At 65.1% G+C, this 25256-nt stretch carries 20 protein-coding genes and 1 tRNA gene; 8 read left to right on the plus strand and 13 right to left on the minus strand.

Annotation, left to right across the window (positions count from 1 at the left end; all coding sequences use genetic code 11):
- Positions 1-135: 135 nt before the first annotated feature.
- Entirely contained in the window at positions 136-522 is a 387-nt protein-coding gene (locus ACNI3Q_RS00760; protein WP_426273323.1) for a PAS domain-containing protein, read from the plus strand.
- On the opposite strand, the gene ACNI3Q_RS00765 is transcribed toward ACNI3Q_RS00760, so the two are convergent.
- From ACNI3Q_RS00765 to aroQ, 7 genes are all read right to left on the minus strand, one after another.
- Positions 461-1966: a phospholipase D-like domain-containing protein gene (locus ACNI3Q_RS00765; RefSeq protein ID WP_426273325.1), complete on the minus strand. Its 1506-nt coding sequence runs from the start codon at positions 1964-1966 to the stop codon at positions 461-463. The genes ACNI3Q_RS00760 and ACNI3Q_RS00765 overlap by 62 nt on opposite strands.
- 10 nt (positions 1967-1976) lie before the next feature.
- Complete coding sequence (arsC, locus tag ACNI3Q_RS00770) at positions 1977-2333, minus strand: arsenate reductase (glutaredoxin) (RefSeq protein ID WP_426273327.1); 357 nt, start codon at positions 2331-2333, stop codon at positions 1977-1979.
- Positions 2330-4306 carry a S9 family peptidase gene (locus ACNI3Q_RS00775; RefSeq protein WP_426273329.1) on the minus strand — a complete coding sequence of 659 codons (1977 nt, stop codon included), beginning with the start codon at positions 4304-4306 and terminating at the stop codon, positions 2330-2332. Before ACNI3Q_RS00775 ends, arsC begins: the two co-directional genes overlap by 4 nt.
- An 87-nt stretch (positions 4307-4393) precedes the next feature.
- Entirely contained in the window at positions 4394-4690 is a 297-nt protein-coding gene (locus tag ACNI3Q_RS00780; protein ID WP_426273331.1) for a TM2 domain-containing protein, read from the minus strand.
- Positions 4691-4754: 64 nt separating this feature from the next.
- Entirely contained in the window at positions 4755-6107 is a 1353-nt protein-coding gene (accC, locus tag ACNI3Q_RS00785; RefSeq protein WP_426273333.1) for an acetyl-CoA carboxylase biotin carboxylase subunit, read from the minus strand.
- 4 nt (positions 6108-6111) lie between these two features.
- On the minus strand, positions 6112-6594 hold the full coding sequence (accB, locus tag ACNI3Q_RS00790; RefSeq protein WP_426273335.1) for an acetyl-CoA carboxylase biotin carboxyl carrier protein: 483 nt from the start codon (positions 6592-6594) through the stop codon (positions 6112-6114).
- A gap of 44 nt (positions 6595-6638) precedes the next feature.
- Positions 6639-7073 (minus strand): type II 3-dehydroquinate dehydratase, encoded by a 435-nt coding sequence (gene aroQ / locus ACNI3Q_RS00795; protein ID WP_426273337.1) that lies wholly within the window; start codon positions 7071-7073, stop codon positions 6639-6641.
- Between the two features lie 201 nt (positions 7074-7274).
- Here aroQ and thiS point away from each other — a divergent pair, with 201 nt between their 5' ends.
- Both thiS and ACNI3Q_RS00805 read left to right on the plus strand, forming a co-directional pair.
- Entirely contained in the window at positions 7275-8279 is a 1005-nt protein-coding gene (gene thiS, locus ACNI3Q_RS00800) for a sulfur carrier protein ThiS (RefSeq protein ID WP_426273339.1), read from the plus strand.
- Positions 8280-8396: 117 nt separating this feature from the next.
- Positions 8397-9272, plus strand: coding sequence for a UTP--glucose-1-phosphate uridylyltransferase (locus tag ACNI3Q_RS00805; protein WP_426273341.1), 876 nt, complete (start codon positions 8397-8399; stop codon positions 9270-9272).
- 136 nt (positions 9273-9408) lie between these two features.
- Here ACNI3Q_RS00805 and ACNI3Q_RS00810 read toward each other — a convergent pair whose 3' ends face one another.
- Both ACNI3Q_RS00810 and map read right to left on the minus strand, forming a co-directional pair.
- Positions 9409-10194, minus strand: coding sequence for a metallophosphoesterase family protein (locus ACNI3Q_RS00810; protein WP_426273343.1), 786 nt, complete (start codon positions 10192-10194; stop codon positions 9409-9411).
- A 21-nt stretch (positions 10195-10215) separates the two neighbouring features.
- Positions 10216-11040 carry a type I methionyl aminopeptidase gene (map, locus tag ACNI3Q_RS00815; RefSeq protein WP_426273345.1) on the minus strand — a complete coding sequence of 275 codons (825 nt, stop codon included), beginning with the start codon at positions 11038-11040 and terminating at the stop codon, positions 10216-10218.
- A gap of 65 nt (positions 11041-11105) precedes the next feature.
- Between map and ACNI3Q_RS00820 the strand changes: the two genes are divergently transcribed.
- The 3 genes from ACNI3Q_RS00820 to ACNI3Q_RS00830 all read left to right on the plus strand — a co-directional run bounded on the left by ACNI3Q_RS00820 (position 11106) and on the right by ACNI3Q_RS00830 (position 16507).
- A complete protein-coding gene (locus tag ACNI3Q_RS00820) occupies positions 11106-11861 on the plus strand; it encodes a competence/damage-inducible protein A (protein ID WP_426273347.1) in 756 nt (251 codons plus the stop codon).
- A 5-nt stretch (positions 11862-11866) separates the two neighbouring features.
- Positions 11867-13048: an FAD-binding domain-containing protein gene (locus tag ACNI3Q_RS00825; protein ID WP_426273349.1), complete on the plus strand. Its 1182-nt coding sequence runs from the start codon at positions 11867-11869 to the stop codon at positions 13046-13048.
- A gap of 387 nt (positions 13049-13435) precedes the next feature.
- Positions 13436-16507 (plus strand): TonB-dependent receptor plug domain-containing protein, encoded by a 3072-nt coding sequence (locus ACNI3Q_RS00830; protein ID WP_426273351.1) that lies wholly within the window; start codon positions 13436-13438, stop codon positions 16505-16507.
- 333 nt (positions 16508-16840) lie between these two features.
- On the opposite strand, the gene ACNI3Q_RS00835 is transcribed toward ACNI3Q_RS00830, so the two are convergent.
- Positions 16841-16914: transfer RNA gene (locus tag ACNI3Q_RS00835), tRNA-Gly, on the minus strand.
- A 146-nt stretch (positions 16915-17060) separates the two neighbouring features.
- Between ACNI3Q_RS00835 and ACNI3Q_RS00840 the strand changes: the two genes are divergently transcribed.
- Positions 17061-19703 carry a M14 family zinc carboxypeptidase gene (locus tag ACNI3Q_RS00840; protein ID WP_426273353.1) on the plus strand — a complete coding sequence of 881 codons (2643 nt, stop codon included), beginning with the start codon at positions 17061-17063 and terminating at the stop codon, positions 19701-19703.
- 122 nt (positions 19704-19825) lie between these two features.
- Here ACNI3Q_RS00840 and ACNI3Q_RS00845 read toward each other — a convergent pair whose 3' ends face one another.
- Positions 19826-20893 carry a phytase gene (locus tag ACNI3Q_RS00845; protein WP_426273355.1) on the minus strand — a complete coding sequence of 356 codons (1068 nt, stop codon included), beginning with the start codon at positions 20891-20893 and terminating at the stop codon, positions 19826-19828.
- Between the two features lie 66 nt (positions 20894-20959).
- On the opposite strand from ACNI3Q_RS00845, the gene ACNI3Q_RS00850 reads away from it, so the two are divergent.
- Positions 20960-23212: a TonB-dependent receptor plug domain-containing protein gene (locus tag ACNI3Q_RS00850; protein WP_426273357.1), complete on the plus strand. Its 2253-nt coding sequence runs from the start codon at positions 20960-20962 to the stop codon at positions 23210-23212.
- Between the two features lie 244 nt (positions 23213-23456).
- On the opposite strand, the gene ACNI3Q_RS00855 is transcribed toward ACNI3Q_RS00850, so the two are convergent.
- Together ACNI3Q_RS00855 and ACNI3Q_RS00860 are read right to left on the minus strand one after the other, a co-directional pair.
- Positions 23457-23666 (minus strand): hypothetical protein, encoded by a 210-nt coding sequence (locus ACNI3Q_RS00855; RefSeq protein WP_260019812.1) that lies wholly within the window; start codon positions 23664-23666, stop codon positions 23457-23459.
- Between the two features lie 136 nt (positions 23667-23802).
- Complete coding sequence (locus ACNI3Q_RS00860; protein ID WP_426273359.1) at positions 23803-25173, minus strand: M28 family peptidase; 1371 nt, start codon at positions 25171-25173, stop codon at positions 23803-23805.
- Positions 25174-25256 lie beyond the last annotated feature (83 nt).

Below are 25256 nucleotides of genomic sequence, written 5' to 3' on the forward strand. Positions count from 1 at the left end.
GGGCGGAACGTCGCCCGCTAGCCCGGTATTGACCCAAAAATCCTTTGCGATCGGGGTCGCGGGTTAACCGGCTGTTGATTCAACGGGTGCAGCATCGGTACGGCCATGCTGATGTCTCGCGTTCTTGCTCCCCCCATGCCTCGACCAACGGCGCTCAACCGGCCGAAGGACGGGCCGCTCCTTCCGCTGCCGGTGCGGTGGCAATGCGACCTGGCCGATGACCGGCTGACCTGGGCGCTTGGCGTGTTCGATCTATTCGGAATGGATCGCGCGGTGCGCCCCGTGCGCGGCGACGTGCTGGCGCGCTATCTGCCGGAATCGCGCGATGCGCTCGAACAGCTGCGGGCCGATGCGATCCGTTTGGGGCAAAGTTTCGTGCTGGATACCCGCATCGTTCGCCCCGATGGCGACATCCGCTGGATGCGCATCACCGCCGATGTCCTGATCCGCGACGGGCGGATCACGCACCTTTACGGGCAAAAACAGGATAGGACGGACGCTTTCGCGACAGACGGCGCTTGATCCTGCCGACCAGGCCGCGCCGCATGCCCAGCGGCTCGAACATCGCACCCGGTCCTTCGGGATCCAGGATCTGGTTTTCCGCCAGCCATTGCGACGCTCCGCTCATGTCGGGCAATTCGAACGGCACGATCCGGCGGCCATTGGTCGATTGCAGCGATTCCATCGCGTGGATCAGCGATCCGTGAGTCTGGATGGCCTCGGCAACCGTGGCCGCGTCCGTGCCGCAATGTTCGGCGATCAGGTCGTTTCGCACACTGGCGATGGTTTCGAACTCATCCTCGTTGCCGCTGCGCCGGGCGTCGATCGTGATATCGCATTCGCTGTCCAGCCGCAGCGACCGGTTGTTGAAATTGGACGATCCGACGCGCAGCACCGCATCATCGATCACCAACACCTTGGCATGGACATAGATGGGCTGACCGCCGCTCGTCATCGGGTGATACAGCCGGAACCGGCCATGGCGATCGGCGCGAAGCAGCGCCTCGACGATCAGGGCGCGGGCGCTGTCCATTGCAATGGGTTCCAGCCAGCCTTCGGCAGTGACCGGGTTCAGGATCACGAATTCCGGGCCGTCCGGTTCCTCCAGCCGCTTGGCGATGGCTTCGGCCACGACGCGCGATGCGAAATACTGGCTTTCGGCATAGACGAACCGCTTTGCCGACTGGATCAGGTCGACATAAAGCTGCTCGATCTCATGCACCCCGGGCTCTTCTCCCAGTTCGGGGATGGTGCGCGATATGGCCAGTTCGACATCCGTGAACTGCACCGGCAGGCCGTCCAGCCAGGCAGGGCCACTGGCCGGCGGCGCGCTGATCCGGTGCCCGCCGGCCCGGTGCCAGCGTCCACGCGCCAGATCGCCCAGTGCAGCCGCAGCATCGCCCGACAAGGCGGTCGTCACGTCATGCCACGGGCCATAGGGCTTGCCATTGGGTTCCAGCCGCAGCGGCTGATCGTCCAGATGCTCGCGCGTGTCCCACCGGTCGGCGGTCATGTCGATGCCGCCGCAAAAGGCGATGCGGTCATCCACAATCACGATCTTCTGGTGATGTGATCCGGCCGGGGGATGGGCATGATCCAGCTTCAGATGGATGCGCGGATGCCGCCACCAGCGTGCGATCGTCATCATCGTGGTCGGTTGAAACAGGCTTTTGATCGCGCCGGTATCCCAGCGCAGGATGTGGACGTGCAGATGCGGCTTTCGCTGCACCAGCCAGTCGATCAGCGCGCCGATTGCCGCCGGGGCGCCATCCTGCGTTTCGGGCACCAGCTGGATCCGCGCATCGAAATCCCATCCGATCAACAGGATCTGGTGCTCTGCCTGCATCATCGCCTGGCGTGCCCGGTCGAAATACCCCTCTGCATCGACGATGACGGTCGCCTGGTGCGCTTTGGACAGTCGCCAGCAATTGCGGCCGGGCTCAAGGGTCAGGGGCGAATCGGCCATGGGCGTTGCCCTACAGGATTTCCCGCACGACGTCCTGTGGACGACACAGGCGGACGCCCTTTTCCGTTTCGACGAGCGGCCGTTCGATCAGCACGGGGTGGGCCATCATCGCACCCAGAACCGCGTCATCGCCCGCATCCAAAAGGTTCAGTTCGGCGCACAGGTCGGCCGCCGGGCTGTTTTTCGTGCGCAGCCCCTGTCGCGGCGTCATGCCCGCACGGGCGTAAAGGGCCATCAGTTGCTCGCGCGTCGGCGGTGTTTTCAGATATTCGACCACCGTCACCTCGACGCCCGGCGTCTCCTGAAGGATCGCCAGCGTCTTGCGCGACGTGCCGCAGGCGGGGTTGTGCCAGATCGTCGCCTTCACTGGCTGGCCCCCGCTGCGGTCCCGGCGCTGCCGCCCTTCAGATAGGTGTCGAACCAGTCGATCGTGCGCTTCAGGCTGTCGATCTGGTTCTCGCGCTTGGCAAAGCCGTGGCCCTCGGCGGGATAGAACACCACGTCGTTGGGCGTCCCCTTGGCCTTCAGGATGTCGGCAACCTCCTTAGCCTGGCCGCGCGGCACGCGGATGTCGTTTTCGCCCTGCAGCGACAGCAGCGGCGCCTTGATATCCTTGATGAACGTCATCGGCGAAGTCGCTGTATAAACGCCCTTATCCTTGACCGGATCGCCCAGCAGGGAAACGATATACTCCTTCAGCAGCGGGTCGGCCTGTTCATACATGCTGAACCAGTTGATGATGCCGAACAGCTGCACGCCGGCGGCGAATTCGTCTGGCGTCTTTGCCACCGCCATCAGCGTCATGAACCCGCCATAGGAGCCGCCGGTGATCCCGACCTTTTTTGGGTCCACATAGCCGCTGGCGACCAGGAACTGCTTGCCCGCGATGACATCCTTCAGGTCGCCGCCACCCAGATCCTGGTAATTGGCGGTCTGGAATGCCTGACCATAGCCGGTGGAGCCGCGAACATTGGGCTGCATCACGATATAGCCGCGGCTGGCCAGCGCGGTTGCCGTGCGATTGAACCCGTCCTGGCTCTGACCGGTGGGGCCGCCATGGGGCAGCAGGATCGCCGGGTTGCTGCCGTCGCGCTTCAGGTTGAACGGAACGGTCACGATCGCACTGACCAGCGTGCCGTCAAAGCTCTTGTAGGTCACGACCTGCGACTTGGGCAGGTTGGCCGGCGTCAGGCTGGCCAGACCCAGTGCGGTGACCGGGCTGGGCTGGCCGCTGGCCACATCCACGATGTGCAGATCAGCGGTCGTGTCCGCGCCCGAATGACTGGCCAGCAGCCGCCGCCCGTCGGGCGAAAAACTGGTTTCCCCGCCGCTCAGCGAATTGAGGCCGGGGGGCAGGGCAAGCGGCCGCTCCATAAGGCTTGCCACATCGACCAGCGCGACGGTGGACCGGCCATCCTCGATGGTGCGGATGGTGAAGCTGCGCCCATCGGGGCTGAACCCGCCCGCCGATTGCGCCCATGGCGTCGGCTTCAGCGCCCGCCACCGCCCGGCGGCGATATCATACAGCGCCGCGCGAAGCTGGCCCGTGCCCTCATTCGTGGTGACCGCGATCAGCCTGCCGTCGGGCGACACATCCGACGCCTCGTAAATCGTCTTGGCCTTGCCCAGGATCAGCGTCGCCTTGCCGCTGGGCACTTCGACGCGCCAGATTTCGGCGACGGTGGAATCGCTGTTCTCGCGCACCGCGATGATCGCCTTGCCGCCATCGATCCACGCGGTCGGCGACCAGCGCAGCTGCGGGTCGCTTTCCTTGACCAGCGGCGTCGTCTTGCCCGTGCCAAGGTCGAACAGGGCCAGATTGACCTGACCTTCGGTCTTGAGCTTTGTCGACATCACCGCTGTCTTGCCGTCCGGCCCGATCAGCGGCGTCGTTTCGCGCAGTTCGGGCGTGTTGGTCAGGTTGCGGACTGCGCCGCCCTGGGTTGGCACGGCATAGACGTCATATTGCTCGTTTCCGCCCTGATCCTGCAGGAAATAGAGGAGCTTGCCATCGGGCGAGGGGATCAGGCCGGATTGCGAATCGTCCGACCGGGTGAGTTGAACCGGCCAGCCGCCGCTCGCCGGGATTTTCCAGATATTGTTGCGGCCGGTCAGGCTGGTGACGAGATAGATTTCCTTGCCATCCCGGCTCCACGACGTCGCGCCCAGCGTGCGGGAATAGGCAAGGTCCTCGACCGGCACCGGCTGGGCATCGGCATTGGCCGGGCTGTCGATCGACCGCGGATCGGTCACCGCCCGCTGGGGCGATGCGACCTGCGCCGAAACGGGTGCCGCGCCGAACAAGAACGCGGCCGACGCCGCCAATATGGATCGACGCATGACTTCCCCCTGAAATCCATCCGGATATGAAGGGTATGACACGCGCCCTAATGGTTAGGAAGCAATTTAATCCTGTGGAAAACGCACTTAGCTGACCTGCCGGTGATCTGATGCCATCTGCAGTGCAAGCCGCTGCCGGATTTCGTTCCGCTTATCTCTGATCATGCCAGGGATCAAAAAAGCATCAATCAAAGCCCAAACAAGTCCGATGAGAATAAGGTAGGACAATATCTGTAATATGGCAGTGCCAGGTCGCCCGAGGTAGAACCGATGAGCACTCACAAACCAAAGGAAAAACCAAAACAGATAGGCAACGCCTGTGCTCGGGCCATCATTCGTCACTCGCTGCTCGATCAGCGTCAATTCGCCCGTTGTCAGTGCCATAAGTTACCCCTCTCGGAGACAATAGCGCGATAAAGGTCAACGAGACAACAAAAATTCCCCGAGATCAGCCTTCATCACGCTCCAGCCATTGTTCCAGCCATTTGATCGTATAATCGCCCGACTGGAATTCGGGGTCCTCAATCAACGCCTGATGCAGCGGAATGGTGGTCTTGATCCCCTCGACCACAAACTCTTCCAGCGCGCGCTTCAGCCGCATGATGCACCCCTCGCGCGTGCGGCCATACACGATCAGCTTGGCGATCATGCTGTCGTAATAGGGGGGCATCCGGTATCCGGCATACAGGCCGCTGTCGACGCGGACGTGCATCCCGCCCGGCGCGTGGAAATTGCTGACCAGACCCGGCGACGGCACGAAGGTGCGCGCATCCTCTGCATTGATCCGGCATTCGATGGCGTGGCCGCGAAACTCCAGCGATTCCTGGGTCACGGACAGCGGATGGCCCTCGGCCACGCGGATCTGTTCGCGGATCAGGTCGACCCCGGTGATCGCCTCGGTCACCGGATGCTCCACCTGGATCCGGGTGTTCATCTCGATGAAGTAGAACTCGCCATTTTCCCACAGGAACTCGATGGTGCCCGCACCGCGATAGCCCATATCGGCCATCGCCTTGGCACAGATCGCGCCCATCCGTTCCCGGTCCGCCTGGCTGAGCACGGGGGAGGGGGCTTCTTCCAGCACCTTCTGGTGGCGGCGCTGCAGCGAACAGTCGCGCTCGCCCAGATGGATGGCGTTGCCATTGCCGTCGCCGAACACCTGAAACTCGATGTGGCGCGGGTTGCCCAGATATTTCTCGATATAGACGGTGGCATCGCCGAACGCGGCTTTTGCCTCGCTGCCGGCCTGCTGCATCAGCGTCTCGAGGCTGTCCTCGCTCTCGCACACCTTCATGCCCCGGCCACCGCCGCCGGACGCGGCCTTGATGATCACCGGATATCCTGCCGCGGCCGCGATCGCGCGCGCTTCGGCAACATCGCTGACCGCGCCGTCCGAACCCGGCACCAGCGGCAGGCCCAGCGCCTTGGCGGTGCGTTTGGCTTCGATCTTGTCGCCCATCACCCGGATATGTTCGGGCTTGGGGCCAACGAAGATCAGGTTATGCAGCTCGACGATTTCCGCAAACTTGGCATTTTCGGACAGAAAGCCATAGCCGGGATGGATCGCATCCGCGCCCGAAACCTCGGCCGCCGAAATGATGTTGGGGATGTTGAGATAACTGTCCTTGGCCGCGGGGGGGCCGATGCAGATCGCCTCGTCCGCCAGCCGCACGTGCATGGCGTCGGCATCGGCGGTGGAATGCACCGCGACCGTCTTGATCCCCATTTCATGGCACGCGCGATGGATGCGCAGCGCGATTTCGCCGCGATTGGCGATCAGCAGTTTGTTGATCTTGCCCATGGGATCACTCGATGACGACGAGTGGCTGGTCGAACTCGACCGGCTGGCCGCTTTCGACCAGAATCGCCTTCACGGTGCCGCTGTTCGGGGCGGAGATGCGATTCATCACCTTCATCGCCTCGATGATCAGGATGGTGTCGCCCGCGCTCACCGTCTGGCCCACCGCGATGAACGGCTTGGCGCCCGGTTCCGCGGTCAGATAGGCAGTGCCGACCATCGGCGACTTCACCGCATTGGCGGCAGCAGCTGCCGGCGCGGCAGCGCCCTCGGCGGCGGGCGCAGCCACCGGTGCTGCCACCGGCGCGGCGGCCATCGGCATGGCGACGGCGGCGGGCGCGGCCTGAACCTGGCGGGCAACGCGCACCTTGCGGTCGCCGTCCTCCACCTCGATCTCGGTCAGGCCGGTATCGTCCAGCACGGTCGCGAGGGCGCGCACCAGATCGACATCGACCTGCATCGCGCCACCATGTTTCTTGTCTTCGCTCATCGACCCCTCAACGCATTCGTTGCAAAAATATGGCAGTGCCTCTGTCAGAATCGGGCTGCGGCTTCAAGCGCCAGCAGATAGGAAAGCGGACCAAAGCCCGCGATCGTCCCCCTGGCTGCCTGTCCCGCCAGGCTGACATGGCGAAAGGATTCCCGCTTGTGCGGGTTGGACAGATGCACCTCGATCACCGGCGTGCGGATGCCCTTGATCGCATCGTGCAGCGCGACCGAGGTGTGGGTCAGCGCGCCGGCGTTCAGCAGCACCGCCCGCGCATCCGATGCCTGCGCCTCGTGCAGCCAGTCGACCAGGTGCCCTTCGTGATTCGACTGGCGCAAATCGACCGACAGGCCCAGTTCGCGCCCGCGATCCTCCAGCATCCCGGCAATATCGTCCAACGTGTCCGAGCCATAGATTTCCGGCTCGCGCGTGCCGAGCAGGTTGAGGTTCGGTCCATTCAGCACATAGACGATCTGGCTCATGATGACAGGCTTTCCAGATGGGCTGCGACGCCATGACGCGGGCGACAGCGCTTCACAAGGCTATAGTCAAAACCTATCGACCGACCGGCAGTTTTGCCTATCGCCCAATGGCGCGACCCGATTGATGGCGCTTCGCCTACACGAAGCCGCTGGACATCGCCAGCCGCGTTCCTAAGTGCCTGACCGACAGCGAGGACAGACATGACGCATACCGACGGCACCGTGACCATCACCCTGAATGGCGAGCATCGCCGCGTGCGCGCGGGCATCAGCATCGCCGAACTGGCGGCCGAGATCGGCCTGGTGCCGGAAAAGGTAGCGGTGGAACGCAATCTGGAAATCGTGCCCCGTTCGACGCTGGGCGATGTGCGCATCGCGGATGGCGATGAACTGGAAATCGTGCATTTCGTCGGCGGCGGCGATCATCAGCCGGCGGGCGACGATAGCTGGACCGTGGCGGGCCGCACCTTTGGATCGCGGCTGATCGTCGGCACCGGGAAATACAAGGATTTTGCCCAGAATGCCGCCGCGGTCGAGGCGTCGGGCGCGGAAATCGTTACAGTGGCGGTGCGCCGGGTGAACGTGTCCGATCCCAAGGCGCCGATGCTGACCGATTATATCGACCCGAAAAAGGTTACGTACCTGCCCAACACCGCCGGATGTTTCGACGCCGACAGCGCGATCCGGACGCTGCGACTGGCGCGAGAGGCGGGCGGCTGGGACCTGGTGAAGCTGGAGGTGCTGGGCGAGGCGCGCACCCTGTATCCCAACATGGTCGAAACGCTGCGGGCAACCGAGGTGCTGGCCAAGGAGGGGTTCCTGCCGATGGTTTATTGCACCGACGATCCCATCGCCGCCCAGCAGCTGGAAAATGCCGGTGCCGTCGCGATCATGCCGCTTGGCGCGCCGATCGGGTCGGGCCTTGGCATCCAGAACCGCGTGACCATCCGCCTGATCGTCGAGGGGGCAAAGGTGCCCGTTCTGGTGGATGCGGGCGTCGGCACCGCGTCGGATGCGGCGGTGGCGATGGAATTGGGCTGTGCCGGCGTGTTGATGAACACCGCCATTGCCGAGGCGAAGGATCCGATCCAGATGGCCCGCGCCATGAAGCTCGCCGTGGAAAGCGGGCGGCTTGCCTATCGCGCGGGACGCATGGGCCAGCGCCGCTATGCCGATCCGTCCAGCCCGCTTGCCGGTCTGATCTGAAATTCTGCAGTTCTGCGGGGCCGCGCCGGGTTCCCTGCGGCAGCCGACCCGGCCATGCGGCGGATTGCATTGCAGCATGAAAAACGTCATTGCACCCCCGAACTGGAGGGATCGACCATGAGCTTCAAGCCTATCCGCAAGGCCGTGTTTCCCGTTGCCGGCCTTGGCACGCGTTTCCTGCCCGCCACAAAGGCGATGCCCAAGGAGATGCTGACCGTCGTCGATCGCCCGCTGATCCAGTATGTCGTCGATGAAGCGCGCGAAGCGGGGATCGAGGAGCTGATCTTCGTCACCGGGCGCGGCAAGGGCAGCCTGGACGATTATTTCGACGTGGGGTTCGAGCTGGAAACCACCATGTCGGCGCGCGGCAAGTCGCTGGACGTGCTGGCCCCGACGCGCGTCAAGCACGGCAATCTGGTGTCGATCCGCCAGCAGGAGCCGCTGGGCCTGGGCCATGCCGTATGGTGCGCCCGTCATGTCGTGGGCGACGAACCCTTTGCCGTCCTGTTGCCCGACGAACTGATGATCGGTCAGCCGGGCTGTCTGGCCCAGATGGTCGAGGCGTATCACAAGGTCGGCGGCAACCTGGTCGCCGCGCTGGAAGTGCCGGCAAGCGAAACCCACAAATATGGCGTGATCGACCCCGGGACGACCGACGGCCCGCTGACCGAGATCAAGGGGCTGGTGGAAAAGCCGGCTGCGGGGACCGCGCCGTCCAACCTGATGCTGCCCGGCCGCTACATCCTTCAGCCCGAGGTGATGCAGGCGCTGGAGGCGCATGAAAAGGGGGCGGGCGGCGAAATTCAGCTGACTGACGCCATGGCCAAGATGATCGGTGTCCAGCCGTTCCACGGCTTTACCTTTCAGGGCGTGCGCCACGATTGCGGCGACAAGGCCGGATGGCTTCAGGCGAATATCGCGCTTGGCTTTGACCGAGCGGATATCGGTGCACAGGTCCGCGCCTATGCCGCCGACCTGCTCGCGCAGGGCTGATTACCAGCACTGTTCCCGATCCCGCTCATGCTGAGCTGGTCAAAGTATCGACCCTGCCGCCCGATCACGGCTGCGTCCTTCGACAGGCTCAGGACGGGCGGAGAGTGGGGCAGCCGTCGAACGTGACGGCTGCGCCTTACCGCCCCTCGGACGGCGCGCCCTCCACATCGACGATCCAGCGTTCGTCGCCCTCGATCGCCAGCGCGCTCAGCCTGCCGCTGGCATAGGCGCCGGTGTCCACGCCGATCCGGCCGGTCATCCATTCGACGCCGTCCGTGATCGTGTGCCCGTGCACGACGATGCGGGGCAGGGCGGCCCGGTGGGTCAGGAACGGTTCCCGGATCCAGCGAAGGTCGGCGACCTTCTGCTGCGCCAGCGGCACGTCGGGGTGGATCCCCGCATGGACAAAGGCATAATCGCCGATTTCGATCAGGTCCTCGCCCGATTTCAGGAACGCCAGATGTTCCGGGGGCACTGCGGCCTGAAAGGCGGCGGCCAGTTCGTCCCAGTCCGCTGCCATGATCTCCGCCTCCGACACGCCATAGCTGTGCATGGTCGGCCGCCCGCCGATGCGGTGGAACAGGCGCAGCGCCTCGCGCTTGCCCTCCAACGCAGAGATCATCACTTCCTCGTGATTGCCGATCAGCAGGCGGACCCTGGGGTCGGCCTGTGCCAACCGCATCACCCGGTCGATCACGCCGGCTGAATCCGGCCCGCGATCCATCAGGTCGCCCAGAAAGACGAGGTGCCGCTCAGCCGGGCCGCGCGCCGCATCCTCGGCATCGATCCGGGCGAGCAGCGCATCGAGCAGGTCGAGCCGCCCGTGAACATCGCCAATGGCATAGACGCGCATCCCGTCGGGAATGCGGCCCGGAACGGTTTTCGGCAGCGCGGCGGAGCGCCGGAACAGACGCGACAACATGATGACTGGCCTTTGCCGGGCTCAATAGGGCGGTTTGTGCAGGCCCCGGGGGCTGATCGTGAAAATCTCGCACCCCGTTTCGGTAATACCGATCGAATGTTCGAACTGTGCCGACAGCGACCGGTCGCGCGTCACCGCCGTCCAGCCATCGTCGAGCAGCTTCACGTCCGGGCGGCCGATATTGATCATCGGTTCGATCGTGAAAAACATGCCGGGGCGCAGTTCCGGCCCGGTGCCGGGGCGGCCGACATGGACCACTTCGGGCGCGTCATGGAACAGGCGGCCGACGCCATGGCCACAGAAATCGCGGACGACGCCGTACCGATGCGCCTCGGCATGGCGCTGGATCGCATGGGCGACATCGCCCATGGTGTTGCCGGGCCGCGCCTGTTCGATGCCCAGCATCAGGCATTCGTGCGTCACCTCGACCAGCCGCCGGGCCTTCAGCGGTACGTCCCCGACCAGATACATCCGGCTCGTATCGCCGTGCCAGCCGTCCAGCAGCGGGGTGACATCGATGTTCACGATGTCCCCGTCCTTCAGCACCCGGTCGCCCGGAATGCCGTGGCACACGACATGGTTGATCGAAATGCAGCAACTGTGCGTATAGCCGCGATAGCCCAGCGTCGCGGGCACCGATCCACCGTTCAGCATCGCGCGGCGCACCATGTCGTCCAGCTCGCCCGTCGACACGCCGGGCACCACATGCGGCACCAGCATGTCCAGGATTTCCGCCGCCAGCCGCCCAGCCGCGCGCATCCCGGCAAATCCGGCTTCGTCATGCAGCTTGATGGCGTTGCTGCGCGTCAGCGGCTGATCGATCGATGCGGTTACATATTCGGTCATGCCGGGCATATAGCGGCCTGGGGCGGTATTTGCGAGGGGGGAGGGTTGCGCTATGCCGCCGCCCCATGAACGAACGCATCTGGACCGCCGGGCTGGCCGTAATCGGCGACGAAATCCTGTCGGGCCGTACCCAGGACCGCAATATCGCGCAGATCGCGGGCTGGCTGAATGCGCAGGGCATCCGGATGGCCGAGGTGCGCGTGGTCGCCGATCGGCAGGAAGCGATCGTGGCGGCGGTCGATGCCCTGCGGACGGGCTATGACTATTGCTTTACCACCGGCGGCATCGGGCCGACGCATGACGACATCACGGTCGATGCGATTGCGGCGGCGCTGGGCGTGTCCGTCGTGATCCATCCACAGGCAGAGGCGATGCTGGCGGACTATTACGCGACGCGCGGCGGCCTTACCGAAGCGCGGCTGCGCATGGCGCGCGTGCCGGACGGGGCGGACCTGATCGTCAACCGGATGTCGGGCGCGCCGGGTATCCGGCACGGCAATGTCTTTATCCTGGCCGGGGTGCCGCACATTGCGGCGGGGATGCTGGATGCGCTGTCGGGCACGCTGGAGGGTGGTCGCCCGCTGGTCAGCGGCACGATCGGCTGCTGGGTCGCCGAAAGCGAGGTGGCGGACCTGCTCGCCCGGACCGAGCGCGCGCATGACGGCGTGTCGATCGGCAGCTACCCGCTGTTCCGCGACGGCCGCGTCGGGGCCAATTTCGTGGTGCGGGCTACCGATCCGGCACTGGTCGATCAATGCATTGCCGCGCTGACCCGCGATCTGGAATCCGGCGGCTGGCCGGTGGTTTCCGAAGGGATATAGGCGCAATGACGGGTCCTTTCGAACCAGGCGAGGCTGCCGGCCTTGCCCGGATGCAGGCGTTTCAGCCGCGCATGGGCCGCGCCTATGCCGCCGGGCGCAACCGCGACGAAGGACCCCCAACCCGCGCGGATGCGCCGCTGCGCCGCGATGTTTCCGCCCTGTCGCCCTGGCTGCGCCATCGGCTGATCACCGAACAGGCGGCGATTGCGGCCGCCGCGCCGCATGGCGAACATGCCGCCAAGTTCGTATCCGAAGTGCTGTGGCGCGGCTATTTCAAGGGCTGGCTGGAACATCGGCCACAGGTCTGGAGCAACTATTGCGCGGGCCGCGATGCCGCGCTGGCCGCGGTTCAGGGCAATGCCGGCCTGTCCCGCGCCTATGCCGAGGCGGTGGAGGGGCGGACGGGCATCGACTGTTTCGATGCCTGGGCCCGCGAACTCGTCGAATGGAACTGGCTGCACAACCATGCCCGGATGTGGTTTGCCAGCATCTGGATCTTCACGCTGCGGCTGCCATGGGAACTGGGTGCAGACTTTTTTCTGCGGCATCTGATGGACGGGGATCCCGCGTCGAACACGCTCAGCTGGCGCTGGGTCGGCGGGCTGCACACGCGTGGCAAGCATTATCTGGCGCGGCGTGAGAATATCGTGCGGTACACCGATGGACGCTTCGATCCGGCTGGCCTGAACGAAACGGCAGAGCCGCTGCCACTGGATGACGAGCCTGCGCGGCGTCCGCTGCCGCCGTCCGATCCGTGGCCCGGCGGCGACTTTGCGCTGCTGCTGCATCCGGAGGATTGCGCCTTTTCGACGCTCGATCTGCCGCGTGCCCCCGTGCGGATCATCGGCGTGACCCCGCCCGACCGGCGGGCGGCGTCGGTGGCACCGGCAGTGACCGCCTTTTCCGCACGCGCCGTTGCCGATGCCGCAGCGCGTGCGGGCGAGCATTTCGGCTGTCCCGTCGATCTGGTCAGCGACTGGCCGGACGCCGAAGCCCTGCCGCTGGTCGCACCATGGATGCCGACCGGGTGGTGGCGCGACACCGTGCCCGCCCATTCCAGCATCGCGTGGCGGCGTCAGCCCTATGACGACGCCATCTGGCCGCTCGCCACCGCGGGGTTCTTCAAGGTGAAGGCAGGCGCCGGCCGCGCCCTGGGCCGGCTTGGCCTCGACCTGCCGCCGCTTTAACCGGCGCTGATCCGCTCATCTGTTCGCTGTTGTTTCTTCCGAACTGCCGGAACCCGCCTTTGCGTGATCGTGATACAGTCCATGTATAGTTCGGGTACTGGATGACCTCAGCTTGGCCGATTTATCCAGTTCGCGCACTCATCAAGTGATCGTTGCGACAAACGCGGCCCTGCCGGGGACTAAAATCACTGCTTCGATTAGCAGGATGGGCGAATGTTCGCCCTATTTTTGCATCTTGCGGAAAATACGTGATGCAAATGGGCAACAGGGGCGCCGCGAACGCAACTTCCGCAATAAAGTTCCATTGTTGATTGCCGATTTCGCTCGCATAGCACGCGTATGGTGCACGGATTGTGCGACCAAGCTATCGAGTATGGGGGTATGCTTATGAAAATTTCCGCCGCTCGGCGCAGTCATTGGATTGCGTCGCTGTTTATCGGCACGTCCTTGTTCGCCTTCCCGGCGCACGCACAGGATGCCGCTGCGACCGAAGAGCCCAGCGACGACATCGTCGTGACCGGATCGCGCATCGTCAACCCGGCCCTGGAACAGTCCAGCCCCGTCGCGGTGATCGGCGAGGACGAACTGAATTTCCGTCAGCCCGTCAGCGTCGAGGAAGTGCTGCGCGAACTGCCCGGCGTCCGTCCGTCGATCGGCCCGGGCGTGAACAATGGTTCCGACGGTTCGGCCACGGTCGACCTGCGCGGCATCGGCACGAACCGCACGCTGGTCCTGATGGACGGCCGCCGCATCGTGCCGTTCGGCCTGGATGGCCTGACCGACACCAACAACATCCCCGTCGCGCTGCTGCAGCGGGTCGACATCACGACCGGCGGTGCCTCCACCGTGTACGGTGCTGATGCCGTTGCCGGCGTCGTCAACTTCATCACGCGCCGCGATTTCGAAGGCATTGTCGCCAACGCCCAGTATCGCATTTCCGAGCGCGGCGATGCCGCCCGCTTCCGTGCCGACGTCACCGTCGGTGGCAACTTCGCCGATGGTCGCGGCAACGCCGTGCTGAGCGTCGGCTATACCAAGGCCGATCCGCTGCTGCACACGCAGCGTTCGATCAGCGAAGTGCCGATCAGCTCGGCCAACGGCCTGTTCTCCGGCGCGACCGCCGCTCAGGTGACGATCTTTGGGTCGCCGAACAACGCCGCGCTCGGCCTTCCCGCCAGCATCTTCGGCGCGGTCGTCAATCCGGCCACCGGCCGTCTGCAGGCGGCAACGCCGGCCGACACGTACAACACCAATATCGGCACCTATTTCCAGACGCCGCTCGACCGCATCAATGTGTATGCCAAGGCGGATTACGAGATTGCCGACGGCATCGAATTCTATTCGACCGCCTTTTACAACCGCAACGAAGTGCGGCTGCAGCTGGCCTCGTCGGGCACGTTCGGCAACACCTATCGCCTGTCGCTGAACAACGCCTATCTGCCGGCCGGTGTCCGCAACCAGCTGTGCGCCGGTTTCGACACCAACTCGGCCGTCAGCGGCATCCAGCCGATCAGCCAGGCGGATTGCGATGCGGCCGCGGCTGTTCGCGGCGGCCCGGGCACGCCCGGCTATCTTGAAATCCCGGTGGTGGCGCAGCGTCGCTTCACCGAATACGGCCCGCGCGGTAACCCGATCGTGTCGCAGGTGTTTCAGGTGCAGGGCGGTTTCCGCGGCAACATCACGCCGTCGCTGACCTATGACGTCAGCGCGCAGTTCGGCGAAACCCGCCAGAACCAGACCCGCGAAAACTGGGGTTCGTTCAGCAAGGTGCAGCAGGCGCTGCGGTCGTTCCGTACCGTTGGCGGCACCCCGGTCTGCGTCGACACGACGAACAACTGCGTCCCGCTGAACCTGTTCGGCCAGAACGGCACGATCACGCCGGAAATGCTGTCGTTCATCGATCTGGACGCGCTGATCAACCGCGTGACGCGCCAGACGGTCATCACCGGCAGCATCGCCGGCGACCTGTTCGGCCTTGCCTCGCCCTTTGCCGAAAACGCCATCGGTTTCGCCGTCGGCGCGGAATATCGCAAGATTTCGGCCGCCAGCCAGCCGGACGGTGCGTCGCAGATCCAGGGCGAAGTGCTCGGCACCGGCGCGCGTACGCCGCCGGATGCGGGTGAATACAGCGTCAAGGAAGTGTTCGGCGAAATCATCGTCCCGCTGGTCGAAGACAAGCCGTTCTTCTATCGCCTGACTGCGGAAGGCGGCATCCGCTATTCCGACTACACGACCACGGGTGGCAGCACGACGTGGAAGGCGGGCGGTTCGTGGGAGCCGTATCGCGGCTTCAAGTTCCGCGGCATGTACCAGATCGCGGTGCGTTCGCCGAACATCCAGGAACTGTTCCAGTCGCCGGTTCAGGGTCTGGGCAACCTGACCACCGACCCGTGTCAGGGCGCCAACCCGACGGCCAGCGCCGGTCTGACCGCGCTGTGCGTTGCAACCGGTGCGCCTGCGGGCACCATCGGCGGCATCCCGGCGCCGACGTCCGGTCAGATCAACGTCACCACCGCGGGTAACGCCACGCTGGATGTCGAAGAAGCCCGGACCTACACCCTGGGCGGCGTGTTCACCCCGGAATTCATGCCGGGCTTTGCGCTGACCGTCGATTACTTCAACATCCGCGTCGACAACGCCATCACCCAGCCGTTGCAGGCCGACATCCTGAACGGATGCTATTCGGCTGCGCTGAACCCGACGTTCGAAAACAACTCGTTCTGCGGTTTCATCCGTCGCAACCCGCTGACGGGCAGCCTGAACGGCGCCGGCGAAACGCCCGGCGTCATCCTCAGCTCGTCCAACCTGGGTGTGATCCAGACTGCCGGTATCGATTTCGGCGTGACCCAGCGCGTGCCGCTGGATCAGCTCGGCTTCAACACCGACAATTCGATCACTGTGTCGTTCAATGGTACCTGGCTGGATTATTATCACTTCCAGGCAACGCCGAACGCGATCAACCGCGACTGCACCGGCTATTACAGCCCGTCGGGATGCACCAATCCGCGTGCGGAATGGCGCTATAACGGCCGTCTGACCTATTCGGGCAAGAACTACGACATCTCGATGTTGTGGAACCACATGAGCGCGGTGCAGCTGGAGCCGTTCCTGGCTACTCGTCTGCCCGGCAACACGCCGCAGCCCGGCGGTCCGAACCCGGCGCCGACCAACCTGCAGAGCTTTGTCCTGAACGGCATTCAGTACACCAACGTGCCGACCGGTGGCATTGCGCCGCAGTTCCGCCAGATCGGTGCCTATGACCTGTTCGACCTCGCGCTGCGCGTGCAGCCGACCGACGAACTGGAACTGACCCTGACCGTCGACAACCTGTTCGACCGCCAGCCGCCGCTGGTCGGTTCGGGCGTGGGTGGCACGGCGTTCAACAGCGGGAACACCTTCCCGACGCTGTATGATCCGATCGGCCGCTCGTTCACCATGGGCGCTCGCCTGCGGTTCTGATCGACCGGGCGGTAACGCCGGACGAACATCGGGGGGCGGCAGGGCAATCCTGCCGCCCCCTTTTTTGTGCCTGCCACGGCCCTCGCCGGTGCCCGCGCCCGTCAGGGCCGGCCCACGCGATGCTGGACCCGCATCATCGCCGGGCGCACCGATCCGATGCCGAATGGCTATGTCGAAGGTTTCAGCGAAGCGGACGCGGAAAACCGGCGCGAGGGGCCAGTTCCGGCCGGGGGCAAGGTGACGGGGAACATCCCCGCGCCAGCCATTGGGCGCAGCCGGACCCACCGGGAAATCGCCCCGTGGTGTTCAGCATATGGCCGGTATGGCATGAAGTGGAGCGGGTGAGGGGAATCGAACCCCCGTCTTAAGCTTGGGAAGCTTCTGCTCTACCATTGAGCTACACCCGCGTGCAGGGCGTCGTTGCTACATCCGGCTGCGCGCGTCAACGGTCCGTTGGCCGTTGCGCCCGTCGTGCCATGCGTTAGCAAGGGTCCTTCACTTCATGGCCGGGGGCAAGATGCGGAAATTCGTGCGGGATTTGCTGGGAACGACGATGGCGGTCCTGCTGGTGGCGGGTGGCGCGGCGCCGGTCGCGGCAGAGGGGTTGATCAAGGCGGAATATGACAGCGCGGTGCCGACGCTGGAAACCGTGGTCGGCCATGCCACGGGTGCGCGGATCACCCGGCCGGAGGATCTGGTCCGCTATCTGGAGGCGCTGGCCGCCGCCGCGCCGGACCGCACGCGCCTGGTCACCTATGCCCGCAGCTGGGAAGGGCGGCCGCTCGTCTATCTGGTCATCGGCAGCGCGGCGAACATCGCCCGGCTGGACGCGATCAAGGCGGATACCGCGCGGCTGGCAGAGGGGCGGGCGCTGGCCCCGGCGGATCGTGCCGCGATCCTTGCCCGCACGCCGGCCGTTGCCTGGTACGGCGCGGGCATTCACGGGAACGAGATCACGCCGCCCGAAAGCGCGCTGGCGCTGGCCCACCACCTGCTTGCGGCGCGCGGCGATGCGCTGGTCGACCGGATCCTCGCCGAAACCGTCGTCATCATCGACCCCAGTCAGAATCCCGACGGCCGCGCCCGGTTCGTCAACAATTTTGAATCGGCCCTGGGGCTGGAGGCGCAGGGCGACCGATATACCGCTGAACATGACGAACCCTGGCCCGGCGGGCGCACCAATCATTATCTGTTCGACATGAACCGCGACTGGTTTGCCGCGACGCAGCCGGAAACGCGCGGGCGGCTGGCGGCGTTCCGGGAATGGAACCCGGCGGTGTTCGTCGATTCGCACGAGATGAGCGGCGACGACAGCTATTATTTCGGGCCGCCCGCCGATCCGGTGAACCCCCTGATCACCCCGCGCCAGAATCAGGCACAGATCGAATTCGGCAAGGGGCGGGGCGCCTGGTTCGACCGGTACGGCATCCCCTATTTCACGCGGGAGGTGTATGACGCCTTCTATCCCGGCTATGGCGACATGTGGCCGACGCTGAACGGCAGCATCGCCTCTACCTTCGAACAGGGGTCGCCCCGCGGCCTGACCTTTACCCGCCGCAATGGCGATACGCTGACCTATCGTGACGGCACGTTCAACAATTTCATCGCCGCGCTGTCGACGCTGGAAACGCTGGCCAATGGGCGCGAGCGCATCCTCAGCGACTATGCCGATTTCCGCCGGTCGGCGGTGGTGGAGGGCGAGCGCGCGGCCGACCGCTATGTGGTGATCGACCGCAGCGTGCGGCGGGGCCAGGCGGAGCGGCTGGCCGCGACCCTGGCGGGACAGGGGATCGCCGTCGCCCGGATGGCGCCGGACACGCTGTGCGGGCGCAGCTATCCCGACGGCGCGCTGATCATCGACAAGGCACAGCCCAATGGCCGCCTGATCCGTGCGCTGCTCGATCCCGATGTCGCCCTGCCGCAAAAGTTCATGGCGGAGCAGGAGCGGCGGCGAAAGGCGGGGCTGCCCCATATGCTGTACGATGTCACGGCATGGACGCTGCCGTTGATGGAAGGGATTACGGCCAGCCGGTGCGGCAACATTGGCGGCGCATCGCTGTCGCCCGTTGCGGCTGACGGCCCGCCGCCTGCCAAGGCGGAGATTGGCGAGGGCTTTGGCTATGCCGTGCCCTGGTCGGATGCGGGTCAGGCGCGGTTCGTCATTGCCGCGCTGCGCGATGGCTTGACCGGATCGGTGACCGACGAACCGTTCGTGGTTCAGGGGCGCCGTTATGGCAAGGGGACGGTGGTGTTCCCGGTCAAGGGCAACCCGGCGGATCTGCCCCAGCGCCTGTCAACGCTGGCGCAGCAGCATGGTGCAGAGGTCGCGACGCTGACCAGCAGCTGGGTGGACGAAGGGCCGAATTTCGGCAGTGACGCCTTTGCCCGGCTGAAACTGCCCAAAATCGCCATGGCGTGGGACGAGGGCACGGACGGGGGCGAGGCGGGGGCCGCGCGCTATGTCCTGGAACGCAAGCTGGGCCTGGCCGTCGCGCCCATTCGGGTGCGCACGCTGGGCGGGGCCAGGCTGACCGATTACGACGTCCTGCTGCTGCCCGAAACCACCGGCCGGTTCGGCGGCGCGCTGGGCGGGCGCGGCGCGGCGGCGATCAAGGCGTTCGTCGAACAGGGCGGCGTGGTCGTGGCGCTGGGTTCGGCCACAGAGGCGCTGGCCGGGGACAGTCTGAAGCTGCTGGCCACCACCGCCGAACAGGCATTCCAGCCGGAGGACAAGGAAAAGCCCGCCGATCCCAGCGCGGGAACGCGCATCGCGGGCGACGATGCCTATCAGCGGATAATTGCCGATCCCAAGGCTTCGCCGGACGAGGTGCCCGGCACGCTGGTCCGCGTTGATGCCGATCCCGATCACTGGCTGGCATCCGGCTATGCCGATACCGGTGCGACGGCGCTGGTCACCGGTGCTGCCATCTACAAACCGCTGAATGCCGCGAACGGGGTCAATGTGTTCCGGTTCAAACCCGCCGATACGCTGGTCGCCAGCGGCTATCTGTGGGAGGAAAACCGGCTTCAGCTGGCGTACAAGCCGTTCCTGATGAGCGAGGCCCGGGGCCAGGGCCTGGTCGTCGCCTTTTCGCAAAGCCCGGTGACGCGCGGCTATCTGGGCGGCCTCGACCTGCTGGTCGCCAATGCCGTGCTGCTGGCACCCGCTCGGGTAGAGGCGGGCACGGCGCGGTAGGCGGGCCAGCAAAACCCTTACCCTTCCGGCGCTGACGCGCCTCCCCCCTCTCCCGTTTACGGGAGGGGGAAGGGGCCCGCCGCGAAGCGGTGGGAAGGGTGAGGGTTTCTCCCTTAAGCCGCTTATTCGATGCCCAGCGCCGCCTTGACAGCCCGCCAGTCGACCAGCTTGAAATTCTGCGGCCCGCCGGTGTTGATATCGTCCTGAATGGCCAGCAGCCCCTGCGGATAATTGCCGATGGGGCCGCTCCAAGCGTCCAGCCCGTCGGTGCCGCTGACGCCGTCCACGCTGCCGGATGCGGCGACGCGGAACCGGCCGACATAGCGGGGGCCGGCGTCTTCCAGCGCAAATACGGCAAAGGCGCTGTCGCCCTGGCTCGATCCGATCAGCCAGGCGCGCCCGCCTTCGCGGATGATCGTCTGTCCCTCCACATCCGGCACGAAATGCTGGTCGGCGATCATCGACACCGGCGTCCGTGCGGTATCGGCCGGGTCCACCGAATAGCGCCACAGGCCAGTCATTTCCTCGCCGATATACAGCGCGCCGGTGCGATCATCGATCACGCATCCTTCGGACTGGGTGCCGACGGCAAAGCGCTTTTCCTCGACGCCGGTCACGGTGCTGCCGTCATCGCTCAGCCGGTATTGCCGCGTCTCCCCATCCTTGGCGATCAGCACGGCAAGCAGCGCATCGCCGCGCTTGCCCATGCAAAAGCCATAGGGTTCAATGACGTCCGACTGGATGAACCCGGCCGGGACCAACGGGCCGCTGCCGGTATAGCGGTACATCGCAATGCCCATCCGGCCCCGGTCCGATGCGCCCGCGATGAACCCGTCGCCCACCGGACGCAGGTCGACATTATTGAGCAGCCCGTCGGGCAGGAACTGAAGCGATCCGCCGCCCAGCGCATAGACGTAAAGCCCCGCCTTCTTGTCGGTTCCCAGGATGATGCCCGGCTCTGCCTTGCCCGCAAAGGACAGGGGGCGGCCATCCGTCCGCGCAAAGATCGCGGGGTCGTCCGCCGCATCGGCATTGGGCGTCGCCACCGGTACGGTTTCGGCCGCCGCTGGCACCTCCACCGTCGGCAATGGCGATGGCGGCATCGGCTTTTCCCCCTGCCATCCCGCGCATCCGGACAGAAAAGCGGCGGCTGTCATCGAAATGACCCGGATTTGTCCTGCTAGCTTCATCGAAGTCCTCTTTGGCCCCCCAGACGGTGATCGGCGACGCACTACGTCGCCAAAAGGGGGATTTTTATGACAGTTTCGAAATTTGCGGGGGGCGTCTGTCTGGCTGCAATCGCCCTGATGGCCATGCCGGCGGCGGCGCAGGATCAGCGGGAAACGCAGGACAGCGGCACAGCGACCGCCGAAACCCAGGATCAGGACGCGCGCGCCAGCGATATCATCGTCAATGGCGACATCGTGTTCCGCAACCGGACCAGCGATCCCAACCCCGTGCTTGCCTATGACCTGGAATATTTCCAGCGGTTCGAACCGGTATCGGTCGGCGAGATGCTGAAACGGGTGCCCGGCACCACCTTTACCTCCGACGTGCTGGAATATGATCAGGTGCAGTTTCGCGGCTTGCCGCCCGGCTTTACCCAGGTGCTGATCAACGGTCGCCGCGCGCCGGGCGGAGAGGCGGATCGCAGCTTCTTCGTCGATCGCATCCCGGCCGAACTGGTCGAGCGGATCGAGATCGTCCGCGCCCCCCGTGCCGACCAGCCGAGCGAGGGCGTGGCGGGCACGCTGAACATCGTGACCAAGGAATCGACCGCGTTCGAGGGCGGGTTCGTCAAGGCTGCGGCGCTGATCAATGCCGATGGCGGCGTGCGCCCCTCTGCCGCGATCGCCTATGCCGGCCGCCTGGGCGCCGACACCGATTTCTGGGCCGCGCTCAACTATCAGAAGCGCCGCAATCCCAAGCGCAAGGTGTCGTTCCGCTTTGGCGACGAACCGACGACCGGCGAGCCGTATAACGAAGACCCGGAGTTCAGCGATTTCGAGGCGCAGGACGATACCCGCGACGGCAGCGACCTGTCGGGCAGCGCGGAAATCGTTCACCGGTTCGGCGATGGCGGGCGCTTCCGCATCGGCGGCTTCTTTGTCGACACCGACCGCAAGGAAAGCGAGGTATCCTCGACGTTCGAGGATGCCGAGCTGGATTTCGACGAGGTCGAGATTCAGGAAGAAGACATTAATCAGCAGACCTATTCCGTCACCAGCGATGCGGTCATCCCGCTGGGCGCGGTGGAACTGGGCCTTGCCGGGGGCTGGTCTGCCTATCGCGAGGATACGGCGGTTCAGGTGTTCGTCGGCGACAACGAGGATGATTTCACCGATGTCGAGCTGGACGATGAAGAAACGCTCGACATCAAGGATGACGAGTTCAATTTCACCGCCTTCCTCCGCTATGGCAACGACACCCCGGTTCAGCTGAAGACGGGGATCGACCTGCTGTTCAAGAAGCGGACGGGCCGCAACATCGGCGATTTCATCGAGGATGATTTCCCGTTTGAGGTCAAGGAAGACCGGTACGACCCCTATGTCCGCCTGACGTTCGAACCGTCATCGGATTTCACCATCGACGCCGGCCTGCGCTATGAAATCACCAAGCGCAGCGTGACGGCGGACGGCGATGTCGCCGATTACGACACCGATCAGCTCAACCCGTCGCTTCACCTGCGCTATGCGCCGACCGATGCGGATCAGTTCCGCGCCTCGGTCGCGCGGACGGTGCGCCGACCCAACTACAATTTCATCTCGCCCTATCTTCAGGAAGAATCGCCGGGCGATGATGACGAGACGATCGGCAACCCCGCGCTGCGCAACGAAAGTGCCTGGGGCCTCGATGTCGGCTATGAGCGGCGGCTGGGCCGGAACGGCATTTTCGGCGTCAACGTCTTCTACCGCGACATTTCCGACCTGACCGAACTGGTCGCGATCGGCGATTCGTCGAACGGGCTGGGGCAACTGTTCACGCCGCGCAACATCGGCGATGGCCAGACCTGGGGATTCGAGGCGGATTTCTCTGCCCCGCTCGACGTGATCGGCCTGCCCGATACCGGCCTGTTCGCCAACTATACCTATCTGGACAGCCGCACGACCGACCCGTTCACGGGGGAAAAGCGCCAGTTCAACAACCAGCCGCATCACCTTTACAATATCGGGTTCATTCAGACCCTGCGTGCCGCCGACGCCAGCTTTGGCGCGACGATTTCGGGCCGCAGCCGGGCCACCGAATCCAATTTCGATGAGGTCGTCGACCTGCGCTACGATCCCGACCTGGAGGCGTTTGTCGAAAAGCGGCTGGGTGGCCAGTTCGTGCTGCGCTTCACCGTCCAGAACATCCTCAATCGCCGCAAGAAAGAGGATTTCCGCAAATATGACGGCGATTCGTTCGAGGAGATCCTGGAAAACCGCGCTGCCGGCGATCTGGATGAATATGAGATCGAGCGCGAACGCTCCGGCCAGCTGTTTCAGGTGACGCTGCGCGCCGCCTTCTGACCCTTGCGATCCTGTCAGGCCCCTGTTCCCGGTTCATGCCGGGGGCAGGGGTTTTTGTTGTCCCCCTCCAGCCGCCCCGAACCTGAGCATCGGGTGCCGGGTCACGGGGCCGATGCTGCCCGCGCCATCGCGCGCCGCCGGTCGCTGTCATCCCGACCTGCAACGAAAAAGGGCGCCGCCATCGCTGGCTGCGCCCTTTCCCTAATCCGTCCGGTCTTGCGACCGGCGAAGCAACTGGCTGAAATCAGCCGGCGTTGCCCATGGCGTCAACGGCGTTGTCGACGGAGTTGCCCATGGCGTCCATCTCGTTGCCCATTTCGGTCATGGTGTCGTTCGCCATCGCCTCGATGTTGCCCATCGTGTCTTCCACGTTGGCTTCCGGCGCTTCAGGCGAGGTGCACGCGGCCAGGGTCATCAGGCCGGCGGCAGCAGCGACAAGAACGATCTTCTTCATTCGAATGCTCCCAAGCAATTCATATTCGCGGCCGGCCCGAATGCCGTCGCGAAGCCTTGGCAATAACGTCCGCTGCGGTTGCGTCAATCGGTAATTCATAGTCGCCATGGGGTTTAATCGACGAAACCCACGCGAATCAGGGGGTCACAGCCGGAATTTCCTCTGCGGAATCGGCCGTTACGGCCAGCATTGCGGTCCATGCGGCGACATTTTGCCGCAACTGCTCAGGGTCGATCTTGTCCAGCGTATCGTCCGGCGTGTGGTGCAGGTCGAAATAGCGGCTGCCATCCTGTTGCAGATCGATGATCGCGACATTGTTCGACCGGGCGATCGCGCCGATGTCGGCCCCGCCGCCGGGGCGCGACTCACGCCCGCGGGTGATGCCCAGCGGCGCCAGCGCGGCCGCCAGGCGGTCGGCCACCGGGGCGGCCGTGCCGATCAGGCTGGAATCGAATTTCCAGATGCGGTCGGCACCGAAATCGGATTCGGCGGCCAGTACGTGCCGCTCGCCCTTGTGCGCATCGCCATAGGCGCGGCCGCCGAACACGCCGACTTCCTCTGCGCCTGCAAACAGTACGCGGATCGTCCGCCGCGCGCCGCCCGCATCCAGGATGCGCTTGGCCGCCGCCGCCACGATGCCGCACCCTGCGCCGTCATCGAACGCGCCGGTGCCAAGGTCCCAGCTGTCCAGATGGCACGCCACCAGCACGATGCCCGCCGCCGGATCGCGGCCAGGCACTTCGGCAATGACATTGCCCGATTCGTGCATCCCCGTCTGACGCGGCGTCATGGTCAGCCGCACGCGCACCGGCTTGCCGCGCTTCAGCACGCGTTCCAGCTGGTCCGCATCGGGCAGGGCCAGCGCGCCCGCCGGGATCGGCTTCACCCCGTCGGGAAAGTTCATGACGCCGGTGTGCGGGTTGCGATGATGGTCGGTGCCGATCGACCGGATCAGGATCGCCGCCGCGCCCTTTTGCGACGCGATGCCCGGTCCCTGACGCCGTGCCCCGCCAAAGGCGCCGTAATGCGATCCGTCCTGCGTCGCGCGCATGGCATGGCTGACATAAACGATCTTGCCCTTCACCGCGCTGGCCGGCGCGGTCTGCAGATCGGCCAGGGTGGGATAGAACACGATCTCGCCCTCAATCCCCTTGTCCCCGGTGCTGCCCGAATTGCCCAGCGCGGTGACGGCCAGCGGCTGGGGAAAGGGCGCGGTGATGAACGCCTTTTCCTCGCCGCGTACCCATACCGGCATCTGGAACGGTTCGGCGCGGACATTGCTGAACCCCAGCGCGGACAGCTTGGCCACGGCCCAATCGCGCGCCCGCGCCTCTGCCGCCGTTCCGGCAAGACGGGGGCCGACTTCGGTCGTCAGGCTCTCGGTCAGGTCATAGGCGATCTCGTCCTTCAGCGCGGCATCGCGCAGCGCGGCTGCGTCCAGTGTCTGTGCCGTAGCGGGAAAGGAGAGGGCGAGGGCGGCGACAGCGCCGAGCAGGATCGTTTTCATGGACTGCGACGCTATAGCGTACCCATGCGTTTGCCAACGGCCCGCCCGGCCGCTACATGGCGCGCGACCTTTTCCTGCCCCGA

Source organism: Sphingomonas eleionomae, from assembly GCF_049889035.1.
Lineage (GTDB): Bacteria > Pseudomonadota > Alphaproteobacteria > Sphingomonadales > Sphingomonadaceae > Sphingomonas.